This window comes from Listeria fleischmannii subsp. fleischmannii LU2006-1 (genome assembly GCF_000344175.1).
Lineage (GTDB): Bacteria > Bacillota > Bacilli > Lactobacillales > Listeriaceae > Listeria > Listeria fleischmannii.
In genome coordinates this window covers 33,078-47,053 of sequence record NZ_ALWW01000003.1, presented here as the reverse complement: position 1 = coordinate 47,053, position 13,976 = coordinate 33,078, and the positions used below count along the sequence as shown (strand labels likewise).

Annotated in this window: 9 protein-coding genes and 1 pseudogene; 1 reads left to right on the top strand and 9 read right to left on the bottom strand. The window is 38.9% G+C overall.

The genetic code is table 11. The features are described from left to right. Positions 1-4: 4 nt before the first annotated feature. Entirely contained in the window at positions 5-1,273 is a 1,269-nt protein-coding gene (ilvA, locus tag LFLEISCH_RS01690; RefSeq protein ID WP_007472433.1) for a threonine ammonia-lyase IlvA, read from the top strand. A gap of 40 nt (positions 1,274-1,313) precedes the next feature. Here the strand turns inward: ilvA and LFLEISCH_RS15215 are convergent. From LFLEISCH_RS15215 to ileS, 9 genes and pseudogenes are all read right to left on the bottom strand, one after another. Further along, positions 1,314-1,514, bottom strand: a pseudogene (locus LFLEISCH_RS15215) (putative mucin/carbohydrate-binding domain-containing protein); the annotation flags it as partial. A gap of 253 nt (positions 1,515-1,767) precedes the next feature. After that, entirely contained in the window at positions 1,768-4,647 is a 2,880-nt protein-coding gene (locus LFLEISCH_RS01685; RefSeq protein ID WP_149022032.1) for an immunoglobulin-like domain-containing protein, read from the bottom strand. 768 nt (positions 4,648-5,415) lie between these two features. Then, entirely contained in the window at positions 5,416-6,717 is a 1,302-nt protein-coding gene (locus tag LFLEISCH_RS01680; RefSeq protein ID WP_007472428.1) for a pyrimidine-nucleoside phosphorylase, read from the bottom strand. A gap of 105 nt (positions 6,718-6,822) precedes the next feature. After that, positions 6,823-7,824 (bottom strand): ribose utilization transcriptional repressor RbsR, encoded by a 1,002-nt coding sequence (gene rbsR, locus LFLEISCH_RS01675; protein WP_007472427.1) that lies wholly within the window; start codon positions 7,822-7,824, stop codon positions 6,823-6,825. 149 nt (positions 7,825-7,973) lie between these two features. Continuing rightward, entirely contained in the window at positions 7,974-8,636 is a 663-nt protein-coding gene (deoC, locus tag LFLEISCH_RS01670; RefSeq protein ID WP_007472425.1) for a deoxyribose-phosphate aldolase, read from the bottom strand. Between the two features lie 144 nt (positions 8,637-8,780). Then, complete coding sequence (gene cspD / locus LFLEISCH_RS01665) at positions 8,781-8,981, bottom strand: cold-shock protein CspD (protein ID WP_007472424.1); 201 nt, start codon at positions 8,979-8,981, stop codon at positions 8,781-8,783. A gap of 358 nt (positions 8,982-9,339) precedes the next feature. Beyond that, positions 9,340-10,038, bottom strand: a complete 699-nt coding sequence (locus tag LFLEISCH_RS01660) for a phosphatase PAP2 family protein (RefSeq protein WP_007472422.1) — start codon at positions 10,036-10,038, stop codon at positions 9,340-9,342. Between the two features lie 11 nt (positions 10,039-10,049). Next, on the bottom strand, positions 10,050-11,051 hold the full coding sequence (gene dapF / locus LFLEISCH_RS01655) for a diaminopimelate epimerase (RefSeq protein WP_223196450.1): 1,002 nt from the start codon (positions 11,049-11,051) through the stop codon (positions 10,050-10,052). A 56-nt stretch (positions 11,052-11,107) separates the two neighbouring features. Continuing rightward, positions 11,108-13,867, bottom strand: coding sequence for an isoleucine--tRNA ligase (gene ileS / locus LFLEISCH_RS01650; protein WP_007472419.1), 2,760 nt, complete (start codon positions 13,865-13,867; stop codon positions 11,108-11,110). Between the last annotated feature and the right edge of the window lie 109 nt (positions 13,868-13,976).

The window sequence follows — 13,976 nt, the reverse complement described above, 5'->3', positions numbered from 1 at the left end:
AAAAATGGAACTGGCTGATGTACTCGTCTCAAAATCCGATGTTTTAAAAGCGCATGAGGTGTTGAAATCGATTGTCAAACACACGCCGCTCGAATTGGATCCATACCTCTCGCACAAATATGACTGTCAAGTTTTCTTAAAGCGCGAAGATTTACAATGGGTCCGCTCCTTTAAACTCCGCGGCGCCTATTACGCTATCCACTGCCTAACAGAAGACGAACGCGCACAAGGCGTCACGTGTGCAAGCGCTGGCAACCACGCACAAGGCGTTGCTTATACATGTCAAAAATTGGGGGTAAAAGCAGCCATTTTCATGCCCACAACAACGCCAAATCAAAAGGTATCGCAAGTGAAATTTTTCGGTGGCGAGTTCGTCGATGTCATTTTAACTGGCGACACATTCGATGCTTCTGCTGATTCTGCTAAAATTTACTCAAAAGAAAATGGCACAACCTTCATCGCGCCATTTGATGATTTAAATATTATCGCGGGCCAAGGAACAGTTGCTGCTGAAGTACAAGAAGACCTTCTGGCCGCCAATTTAAACGCTGATTTTATGTTTGCAGCCATTGGCGGAGGCGGTTTGATTAGCGGTATCGCAAGTTTTATGAAGGAAGCGAGCCCAAACACGCAACTTATTGGCGTCGAGCCAAGCGGTGCTCCCTCGATGGCAGCGGCCCTTAGTGCCGGTCAAACGGTAAACCTACCTAAAATCGACAAGTTTGTAGATGGGGCTGCTGTGAAGCAGGTCGGCGAACTCACCTTTAAACATGCAGAGAAGTTTATGGATGATTGTATTTCGGTTCCTGAGGGCGAGGTGTGTCAGACTATTCTTGAGATGTATTCCAAACAAGCGATTGTGGCGGAACCTGCTGGTGCTTTGTCTGTTGCGGCATTAGAGCATTATAAGGATAAAATTAAAGGGAAAACTGTGGTTTGCGTTGTGAGTGGTGGAAATAATGATATTAATCGTATGCAAGAAATTGAAGAGCGTTCTCTTCTTTTCCAAGGCTTAAAGCATTATTTTATTGTTAATTTCCCGCAACGCCCTGGCGCACTGAAAGAATTTGTGGGTGAAGTGCTTGGACCTCGTGATGATATTACTAAATTCGAGTATACGAAAAAAGTCAATCGTGGCAATGGCCCAGTTATTATTGGTGTACTTTTAAGCGATAAGGATGACTACAATTCACTTTTAGAGCGGCTTGAAGTTTTTGATCCAAGTTTTATTCCTATTAATGATAACCAGACGCTGTATACACTATTAGTTTAAAAAATCGCGAGCAACTATTATGTTGCTCGCGATTTTAAATTTAGCGCTGCTTGGATACATCAAAAAAAGAATATATATCTACTTTAGAGAATTCCATCTTCATTTTCATTGCTTCTGTATGATAAATAACCAAAGTATTTGTATGTTCACCTTCTAAACCAACTGTAGCATGCGTTCCCTCAATACTTTTATCAACTTGTTTAACCCCATTATTGTCGTAAATAGTTACTCTTGCATATTCTTTTCCAGTAAACTAACTATGCGGTGTTTCCCTTTAAAGCTTCAAAAACTCCCACCTATTCTATCTCTATGTTTCCAAATGAAAGTGAAATTAGTCATATTCAACAACTATTGAAATAAACTTTTTACACATTTAAAGTAAAGGAGATAAATCATTACATTACACATCACTTTATAAAAAAAGACGCTCTTTCTCATTTGAAAGAGCGTCTTTCCTTGACTTAATTTTAGATATCCAATCTATGATTTGCGATTTAGTTAGTCACTGTAACAGATTTTGTATCCATCACAAGTCCGTTTTTATCAAGTAATTCGATTTTCACGTCATCTGATGTGGCTTTAACTTTATTTTTTAATCCAACATAGTAACTAAAGTTTCCGCCTGATACACTTCCACCTGCTGGTAGAACTGTCCCATTTACGTTTAAACGAACGGATTTTGCTTCCCCTGTATAAGATCCTGTTACAGAACTCGTTTTCAGAGAGAAAGTAGCTGGTGTAACTGTACCTACAGCAGGTGTAGCGGCAACCAATTGAACAGCTTTCGAATCTAATTCACGACCAGTTCGGTCGAGTGCCGCAATTGTCACTGTATCCGAAGCTGATTTAATTTTATCACCAATCCAGAAGTTGAAACGACCTTCCGAAATCATACCACCTGTATAAACTGTACCATTAATGGTCACTTTAAAGGATTTGACATCCTCCGTATAGTTCCCTGTCATAAATTTATCTTCTCCAACTGTAAATACATCAGCTGTTACATTTCCTTTTGTAAGAGGTGCACTTGCTTTTGTTACACGGATAGATGTTGTGCTAATACGGTTACCATTTTTATCAAGTCCATACATCACAACCGGATCAGTTGTATTTTTGATTTTATCCCATGCATAGAAAGAAAATGTTCCATCTGAATTCAGTGTGCCACCGCGATATTCCACGCCTCCGACTGTTACACTAAAGGACTTCACATCGCCTGTATATTGTCCAGTAATAGTCTTATCCCGGTCAATAACAAAAGGATTTGCCGCAACGGTTCCTGTACCTATATCATGTGCATCACGCAAAGTCAGTGTGGAAGTTGCAATACGGTTGCCAAAACGGTCATATCCGTACATAACGGCAGATTTCGTTTTATCTGTGATTGTATTTAAAGCATAAAAGGAGTAAGTCCCGTTACTATTCAATGTCCCACCGCGATATTCCTTTCCATCATATACTAAACCAAGGGATTTGACATCACCCGTTACTGTTCCTGTAACTGTTATATCACGGTGAATCGTAAAGGCATTTGCTGCAACGGTTCCTGTTCCAGGTGTGCTAACAATCGTCCCTGTTTTGGTATTTAATACTTTCCCGCTGGCATCTAAACCTTCAATCGTGAATGTGCCTGTTTTAGAAATTTTATCTAACGCATAGAAAGCATAGGTTTTGTTAGATGCATTAATAGTTCCTCCTCGATAGGTTGTTCCATCAATCGTCACGCGGAAGGATTTCACATCCCCTGTGTATGTTCCTTCAATATTTCTATCTTTTCCGAGTGTGAAGTCTTTTGTTGTAATCGTTCCGGCTGTTACAACTGCTGTTACATTAACGGTAGAAGCTGGACTCGCTTTGCCATTTGCACCAGTTTGAGTCGCAGTAAAGCTATCCCCTGCTTTTGCTGGATTAATTGTAAAGCTTGCTTTTCCTGTCGCATCTGCCGTTCTCGTTATGCTCTCTCCACTAGGAGTTGTTAAACTCACAGTAGCACCTGGTTCCCCTGTCACCATAACCGTTGTATCGCCTGCTTTAATGGAAGCAATACTAGGTTCAGCTAAAGTCGTATCGCGCACAGATACTTCCGTAGGAGTACTTCTATTCTGATTGTTTGAGTTGACTTCGACTACACTAATAGTAGTACCACCTGGTATTTTAGGAACAACAATTGAGAAATTACCTGCTGCATCAATGGTGCCTGTATATGTTTGACCGCCAATTGTAATTTGAATTCTATCACCAGGGGTTCCTGTGCCCGAAATGCTTGTATCATGATCGGTTACTGGATTTAGCGAAGGCTTACTTGGTGTTGTGGTATCTTGTACCTTTGCACTTGCTGTTGAAGTTTGCCCTTCGAAAGTGGCTGTTACTGTAATAGTATCATCAAATTCTTGTCGTGCAATAGGGAAACTATATGCCCCGCTAGCATTTGCTTGCCCAGACGCAATCAGCGTACCTTCACTGTTTCTTACCTCCACATTGGCATTTGGCTCTGCTTTCCCACTAATAACAGTGCTTGTCGCTTCTAGATGATCGATAGTGGTTTGACTGATCCCTTGTGCCACTGTTGTTGTCTTTGATAGCTTGCTTGTGTCATCTTTCGCTGTGATGACTGTATCTTTAGCTTGCTGAGGGATAGAAATGGTATACTCACCTGCTTCGTTTGTTGTACCAGATCCAATTTTTTCTTCACCTGCAAAAACATCTATTTTCGCATTTGGCGTAGCCGAACCAGTTACGGCTGTACTCTTAGTATTGATAGCACCAATCGAGATATCTGTCGCATCTAAGTCCACTATTGATACATTACTAAAGTTAACAGTCCCTTCTACTCCAATCGCATCATTAAAGCCAATTACCTTGAGTTCTACTCTCAACGAATTAGATGACGCAGTAACCGTCGATGTATACGTTTTAGCAACCGGATTATCAGCTGAAAGCCAACTACTGTCCGAAAGTGCAGCATTAGTTCTCCTATCAATTGTACGGAATTGAACCTTTTCCAATGCTGCTCCTGAAACATACTTGTAATCGATAGACAAAGCATATCGATGTCCAGGAATGACATTTATATTTTGTCTAAGATAAGCGATATGACCATTATCTGTAACTCGTTTATGGGTAAGATCCAGACTTTGATCACTTTGAGGAGTCACATAATTCTCTAAATACTGACCAGACATATCATAGAATTTATAATCCTTCAAATAAGCAGTTTGTCGTTCATCTGCAGTCCAACTAACATTCCAACCAGGAAGAGTACCTTCACTTCCAACAAAACCATGGTTGTTAAACAAATTACCAGAAGTTACTCCTTCTGATGAAGTATTAACACTTTCTTCTACCGCCTTTGCTGTTAAAACATTAAATGGCATACTTGTTGTAATGGCTGAAGCAATAATAGTGGCAGTTAAAACACCGCTCGCAATTTTTTTTAAATTTTTTATTTGACACTTGAATTTCTCCTTTTAATTAAATTTGAGTTTTTTCGTTCCCTATTTCAAAATCTAGAGCCTTCTTTTTATAAAATTTCTAAATGATTTTCTTGAATTAACTTGTCTAACTCCTCTCATTTTATAGCTAAGTGATATGACTATTTGGCTTTAGCATCATACAACATTTCTCCACTAACTTTCGGGAGTTCAAACAGTTGGTTAAATAAGCATTTCAATGGTTATATTAATCCAAAATACACCAACTGATTTTTCGAAATCTTTAGATTAATCAGATTTAAGGTTGCCTTTTTATTCTCTCAAGAGATATGAAATTACCCTTAAAGCAACTATTCTTAAAATTTCAAGTATCTTCAGTTTTGATTGTTTTGTCTCAATAACCAAAACTTATTTTAGAGCATCTCGGTATTATTTTAAATAGCGATAACGAAATGTTTATCTAAAAATCCACCTTTTTTATGAACTTTTTGTTACTTTTTTTTAATTTTTTATATATAGTTTAGTATAATTGAATACAAATTTCACCGTATATTCCTATTTTTAAATGTTTCAACTAGAAATTGGCAACCTTATTTTTGTTCAAAATAGACAGAATTTTTTCTACTAAATAACGTTGATGATAAGTATGACAAGCCAAAAAACGTACTTTTCCACGTAGAAAGGTACGTTTTTATTTATTTTTAAGGCTAATTATTCCGTTATAATTTTATGCACCAGTGTTGGTGTTTTTGCTTCGTCTGATATACGGATATTTTCATAAATTTTTGTTTTGACAGCTTCTACATCTTCCCGATTACTAAAAATAGTAACAAGTGGCTCTCCAATTTTTACAGCATCGCCCACTTTTTTGCGCAACATAAGTCCAACGGCTAAATCAATTTCATCTTCTTTTGTAGCTCGTCCAGCACCGAGAATCATTGCGGCAATGCCAATTTCATCTGCAACAATTTCGCTTACGAAACCCTCATCTTTAGCAGGGACTTCAATTTGATACTTTGCTTGCGGTAATTTTTCTGGTGCGTCTACAATGCTTCCATCGCCACCTTGATTTTCTAAAAACTGCTTGAATTTTTGAAGGGCCTTGCCGTTTTTCATGACAGCGATTAATTTTTCACGTGCCTCTTCAAGATTTTCTGCTTGATTGGCTAAAACTACCATCTGACTTCCTAGAACTAATACGAGCTCTGTTAAATCTTCTGGACCTTCTCCTTTTAACGTGTCAATGGCTTCTTTTACTTCTAGTGCATTGCCGATTGCATATCCGAGTGGTTGTGACATATCCGATATAACGGCCATCGTTTTTCTGCCCACATTATGGCCGATTCGAACCATTGCTTTTGCTAAATTTTCGGCCTCTTCATCCGTTTTCATAAATGCACCTGCACCAGTTTTTACATCTAAACAGATGGCATCAGCGCCTGCAGCGATTTTTTTACTCATAATCGAGCTTGCAATGAGTGGTATGGAATCAACAGTTCCGGTCACGTCACGAAGGGCATAAAGTTTTTTATCAGCAGGTGTTAAATTGCCAGACTGACCGATTACAGCCACTTTATCACGATTGACAAGTTCTACAAAATCATCTTTTGTTAGTTCAACATGGAAGCCTTTTACAGCTTCTAGTTTATCAATCGTCCCCCCTGTGTGGCCTAACCCTCGTCCAGACATTTTGGCGACGGGAACATCAAGGGCAGCAACGAGTGGTGCTAATACAAGTGTTGTTGTATCACCCACGCCCCCTGTAGAATGTTTATCTACTTTTATCCCATGAATAGCAGATAAATCGATGGTTTCGCCTGAATTTACCATAGCCATTGTCATAGCCGCCCGTTCTTGATCTGTCATGTCTTCAAAATAAATCGCCATTAGTAGCGCACTCACTTGGTAATCGGGAATGTTCCCTACTGTATATTCTTTGATAAAAAAATTAATTTCCTCGGTAGTAAGTTCGTGTCCGTCTCTTTTTTTTGAAATAATATCGACCATTCTCACACTGACCACTCCTTTATTGATATCGGTTACATTTTTAGTAAACCGTTTTACTTTTGATTAAAATCAATTCGATATTTTCACTATACTGGAAGCCTCCGATGTCTGTCAAATCTTTGTTGTACTTCCGCGTTCAATTAATGTAAGATCGAGCAAGCGATTATTCATTTTTTCTTCGGGGTATGCAATTTTACGGAGTAGAAATTCGGCGGCAACGGCACCAATTTCATAGATTGGCTGACGAACTGTTGTTAGTGGTGGTACCATAAATTCCGAAAGTTCGATATCATCAAAACCTATGACAGATAAATCTTCTGGAATTTTTACCCCTTTATCAAAAAGAAAACGATATAGTCCTACTGCCATTAAATCATTGGTCGCAAAAACGGCCGTGACGCCACTTTCAAGCAACTTTTCTCCCGCCAGAAAGCCACCTTGCATGGTTTGATTCCCACTCACAATCCAATCTTTCGAGACCGTTATCCCCGCTTCTTTCATACAAGCTAAATAACCTTCATAGCGCTCAAAAACATTGTAAAAAGAGTTATCTGAAATAATAATACCAATTTTCGTATGTCCTAATTTATGTAAATGTTTGGTCGCCATATAGCCACCTTCAAAGTCATCTACTGCTATTCTACCTTCTTTTTGCTCATTTCGCTGTCTATCCAGTAAAATATATGGCTTCTTTTTCTCTTGCAATCGCTCAAAAACTTCTGACGCTAATATGTTAGGACTCGCGATAATAAGTCCGTCTACTGCCCGGTGTAAAAGTTCTTCTACATACCTGTCTTCGCGCTCTTTATCGTTGGATGAATTACAGAGCATGATCATGTAGTCATGCCGATTTAAATAGTCTTCTGCCCCTTTTACCATTTGTGAGAAAAAAGCATCTGTCACTTCTGGTACTACCATACCAATTGTATTGGTATGATTGGTAATCATATTTTTGGCAAAAAAATTAGGTTTATATGCCATATCTTTTGCTGCTTTTAAGACACGATTTTTTGTTGTTTCGCTGAATCTTTCCCCTTTTCCATTTAAAATTTGCGAAATAGCTGTAATGGAAACACCTGTTTTTTCCGCAATTTCTCGAATCGTTACACTCATACTTTCCCCCACTTTACAAAAACCCTCATTTTATCATACACTAAAGCCTAAAGCCTTGCAATGCCTATGATGTAAACGCATACCATTTCAGTTCCAAAAAAGATACTCACCTAGGCAAGTATCTTCTGTTACGAACAAAAATGTCATTTTTAATAATCAGAGGTGCTTTCTCCGCCAGAAACAATAGCGACTCCAGCACTTGCACCAATTCGAGTTGCACCAGCTTCTATCATTTTGAGCACATCTTCTTTTGTACGAACACCGCCAGATGCTTTCACGCCAATATTTGGTCCAACCGTTTTACGCATTAAAGCTATGTCTGTAGCTGTTGCGCCCCCAGTTGAAAATCCAGTTGAGGTTTTAACAAAATCTGCTCCCGCCTCTACAGCTAATTGACAAGCACGAACTTTTTCATCATCTGTTAATAAACAAGTCTCAATAATAACTTTTACAAGTGTCCCTTTTGCGGCTTCTACGACAGCTTTAATATCAGAAAGTACCACATCATCATTTTTATCTTTTAATTCTCCGATATTGATGACCATATCTACTTCCGTTGCACCGTTTTGAATGGCATCACTCGTTTCAAAAGCCTTTACCGCTGTAGTATTCGCACCTAGCGGAAAGCCAATCACTGTACAAACATCCACTCCTGTACCAGCTAGCTCTGTACTAGCAAGTTTTACCCATGTTGGGTTGACACAAACAGAAGCAAAGCGATACTCTTTCGCTTCAGCCGTTAACTTTAAAATATCTCCCTTAGTAGTTTCTGGTTTTAAAGCGGTATGATCAATCATTTTCGCAATATCCATTATTCAAAACTCCTTCGACACGTGATAGTTGTATCTTAACCTAGTTTTCTTTTAAATTCAAACTTATCCTTTTTTTGCATAAAAAAATCTAGCAAATGTTAATTTGCTAGATAATTTTACGTGGTACGTTTGGTCAAACTGAAATTATAATTTAGTTACGTTTTCAGCTTGTGGGCCACGTTGGCCTTCAACAACTTCGAATTCTACTTCTTGACCTTCGTCTAAAGTTTTGAATCCGTCGCCTTGGATAGCGCTGAAGTGTACGAATACGTCGTCTCCGCCTTCAACTTCGATAAATCCAAAACCTTTTTCACTGTTGAACCATTTTACTTTACCTGTTTGCATATTTCACAAACCTCCAAAAATTTACTAATATGGCCTTTCTCAAAAAAAACAAACTGGTTCGAGCTAAACAACAAACAACCGAGTGCTTTTTTAAAAAAAATTCACATATTATAAAAAGTATTCATATGATAAGGTGAATACCCTTTATAACATGTGAATAGTTCTCTTTTACTTCAAAAAATCTACATACTTATTTTCTTATCAATATACTTATATTACATCGTTCTTGCATAAAAAGCAAGTAAAAAAGTTGGGCGTTTACATGTTTGAAAATTCTCACCTTTTTCATTTTACTTTAAAAAGAAAGTGAAGATTTTAGCTTAAAAAGAAGCCAATCTTCACTTTCGTATTGTCATTCCTACTCGGTAATACTTTTATCGTTAATACGCCACTTTTTAAGTAAATCATGCAATGGTTTACGTACTAAGAAATACACACCTGTTGAAAGGAAAATGGAGGCCATTCCAAATAGGAAACCACCGAATACATCCGTTGGGAAATGCACGCCTAGATAAACGCGTGAATACATGATGTAACAAATAATAAATAAACCGACTACCCCTACAACAATTTTAAGCCACATTTGTCGTACAGTAAAAATTAAAAATAGTGCAGCTAAACCATAAAATACGCTTGTCGCTGTAGCATGACCACTTGGGTAGCTGTAGCCTGTTTCTGAAATTAACCAATTAGCAGCATTTGGACGTGCGCGTTCCACCGTATGTTTAAATACTAAATTGAGGACAACCCCGCAAAGCAAGACTGTTCCGCCGAACCAAAGTCCCACTACAAATTTACGTAAAATGAATAGAACAAGAACCACGATAATTGTCATCACAATGATATATTCGGCAGAGCCAAAGTGAGTTAAAAATTCAACCATTCGAGTTGTACTAGGTGTGATATGACCATCCCGAATGCGTTCAATCCACATTAAATCAAATTTTGCGACCCATCTTTGTTCAGAAGCCACACTAATTAGTTCGATTAAAAAAAGTAATAAGGCAAATCCACCAATAACTAACAGTGGCAAAGCTTTTTTTCGATTTGTATTCATAAATTCTCTCCTTATTTCGTTTCCTCTAGAAATTGTTCCACTTCACGGACCATCTTCAAATAGTTTTTTTGTTCCTCTGTTTCAGAAAAGTCAACTACATGAAAACCATCTTCATGAAGCTCAAAAGTTCCAAATGCAGTAAAAGTAGCATTCCCTATTAGCTGAATAGACGTTTCATCAGCGGTTACACGAACGCGTCCGCCGTCATTATAAACATCTAGCACCTCATCCAGTTTATCATGGTCAATACGCTTTTTAATCAGACTAGAGGCCGACATTGCAGTCCCGCAAGCATTTGTAAATCCAACGCCACGTTCATAAGTTCGAACAAAAATTTGCGCGGGACCTAATTTACGAACAAAACTAACATTTACACCATCTGAAAAATAAGGATTCGGACCGTTTAAATAATGCGCCAGCTTCTCCTGTTTGTCTGAATCTAAAACATCCTGACTCGTAAACGTAATTAAGTGCGGATTAGGCACAGCTAGCGCAGAAAACGTAAGCGTATCATCAAATTCAGGTATTTTTTCATCCAAAAGCTCTTTTTTATCGTAATGAAAAGGGAGGCTCTCTAGTTCATACAAAACGGGTGAAATTTCGACTTGATACGTTGGAATGTTGTAGCCGAGCGATTCACTTTTTTGAACATGCAAATCTGCCTTCATCGTCTCAATTTTAGCTTCATCCAGTTGATTTTTCTCAAGCAAATAACGCGCGACGGTTCGTAGTCCATTTCCGCACATAGAAGCCTCAGATCCATCCGCATTAAAAACCCGCATTTTTCCAACCGTATCAGCGTGTCCTTGGCTAACAAATAAAATCCCGTCAGCTCCGCCAAGACTTTCGTCTCGCGAACAAATCAAGCATGTAAGCTCACTCCGCATCTCATCTGTCCAGTTTGCCATATTATGGTCCCGTTCATCGATAATAAAAAAATCGTTTTGGGAGCCATGTACTTTTATAAAGTTTATTTTCACAGGAACGAACACTCCTTGCACAATTTTTTTCATTGTACCATATTTGGAAGAAAAAGGGAGCGAAGTAATCCTTCTCCCCCGTTTTCCTCTTAATAATTTTCAGTTACAATTGTCGCACAACGTTTACAAAGGGTTGGATGATTCGGATCCGTACCGACGTCTTTTTTCACGACACGGCAACGCTCGCATGTTTCCCCTTCGGCAACCGTTACTTCGACCGCCACATGTTCCCCTTTTACTGCATTTTCGTTTGCTTTTTCTAAACCTGGAATCAGTTCGAAGTCAGAAACAATGAATAGTTGGGCAAAATCACCTTGCAAGGAATTAAATAATTTTTCACCTTCAGCGTCAACATAAAGCGTGACTTTTGCAAGCATTGATTTCCCAATTAATTTTTCATTTCTTGCTTCTTCAAGCGCTTTTTGTACGTCATCGCGTACATCTAGGAAAGCGTCCCACGTCTGAACTAAATCAGCCATATCATCATAATTTTCCACTTCAGGAAGATCTTCTAAGTGAATGCTCGTTGCCTCGTCTCCTTTTAAATTTAGCCATACCTCATCTACTGTATGTGGAAGAATAGGTGCTAATAATTTAGAAAGAGAAGTTGCCGCCGCATAAAAGACGGTTTGCATCGCACGGCGATCTTTACTATTTGCTGCTTCAATATAAACAACGTCTTTCGCAAAATCCATATAAAACTGGCTGAGCATCACGGTACAGAAATTATTGATTTGGTGATAAATCGTTGAAAACTCAAATTTTTCATAGCTATTACGCACATTTTGAACAAGTTCATTTAATTTCACAAGCATAAATTGATCTACTTCACGAAGTTCACCAAAAGCTACTCTATCTGTTTCAGGATTAAAGTCACTCACATTTCCAAGTAAGAAACGCATCGTATTACGGATTTTACGATACACTTCAGATACTTGTTTTAAAATGTCATCACTAATGCGTACATCAGCTTGATAATCAACGGAAGAAACCCATAAGCGAACTATATCCGCACCCAATTGATTGATTACTTTACCTGGTAAAATCGTATTTCCTAGGGATTTACTCATTTTCCGACCTTCACCATCAAGCGCAAATCCGTGGCTAAGCACGTTGCGATACGGTGCTTCACCAGTCATCGCCACCGCCGTTGTTAATGAAGAGTTAAACCAACCACGATATTGGTCCGAACCTTCCATATATAGGTCAGCTGGACGCGACAGCTCTTTCCGACTCGCTAAAACAGCCTGATGACTTGAACCAGAATCAAACCATACATCCATAATATCCGTTTCTTTCGTAAATTCGCCATTTGGACTAGACGGATGCGTAAAGCCTTCTGGCAACAAATCTTTAGCTTCCCGCTCAAACCAAACATTAGAACCATGCTCACGGAATAAATCTGAGATATGCGCAATCGTTTCATCTGTAATAATGGGTTCCCCGTTTTCACCATAGAAAATTGGTAGCGGAACGCCCCATGCACGTTGACGCGAAATAACCCAGTCTCCGCGGTCACGAACCATATTATAAAGGCGCGTTTCCCCCCAAGAAGGTGTCCATGTCACATTTTGAACAGCCTCTAGTAGTTCACCTCGGAATTTATTAATCGAAGCAAACCACTGCGGTGTAGCACGGAAAATAACAGGCTTTTTCGTACGCCAATCATGCGGATAACTATGTGTAATGAAATCCATTTTTAAAAGAGCGCCCACTTCTTTTAGTTTTTCAGTCACTAATTTGTTGGCATCGTCATAAAATAATCCTTCAAATCCGGGTGCCTCATCTGTAAACACCCCGCGCGAATCAAGTGGAGCTAACACCTCAAGCTCATATTTTTGACCAACAATAAAGTCATCTTCCCCGTGGCCTGGCGCTGTATGAACAGCTCCGGTACCAGCATCAGCTGTTGCATGTTCTCCGTTAATTACGAGTGAGTCGCGGTCATAGAATGGGTGTTTTGCGACAACGCGGTCCAGTTCTTTCCCGCGAACCGTTTTGATAACCTCAGCATCTGCCCATTCAAGGATTTCTTTTAAAGAATCTACAAGAGCACTTGCGACAACATATTGTTGACCATTTGTTTTGACGATAGCATAATCTAACTCTGGGTTCACCGTAATGGCCATATTTGCAGGAATCGTCCAAGGTGTAGTCGTCCAGATGACGATTTTTGTGCCATTTTCTAAAACGCCTTTCCCGTCCGTCACATCAAAAGCAACATAGATAGAAGCGGATGTTTTATCTTGATATTCAATTTCTGCTTCTGCTAATGCGGATTCACTTGAAGGAGACCAATAAACAGGTTTTTTTCCTTTATAAATATAGCCTTTTTTAGCCATTTCGCCAAAAACTTTAATTTGCTCTGCTTCGTATTCCGGTTTTAGTGTAATATAAGGATTATCAAAATCACCGCTAATACCAAGACGTTTAAAGCCCGTGCGCTGGATATCCACCTGCTTATATGCATATTCCTCACAAAGTTTACGGAACTCAGCAACCGTCATTTCTTTACGCTTAACACCTTTTTTGGTTAAAGCTTGTTCAATCGGCAAGCCATGTGTATCCCAACCAGGTACGTATGGTGAGCGGTAGCCAGCCATAGATTTGTAGCGCACAATGATATCCTTAATTGTTTTATTCATTGCGTGACCCATATGAAGTTCCCCGTTCGCATACGGCGGCCCATCATGCAAAATATAAGTTGGACGTCCAGCGTTTTTTTCCTGAATTTTATGGTACAAATCCATACTCTCCCATTTTGCTTGCCACTCAGGTTCCTTATTAGGTAAGTTTCCTCGCATTGGAAAAGCTGTTTTTGGCATTAATAATGTATCTTTATACTCCATGTTATTTAGCTCCTTTTACTTTTTAATGTATATAAAATTGCGTTTATTCCTCTAATTTCATGCACGTCTCTTGTCAACAAACTAATGCACCAAAAAATGCTAACAAAAA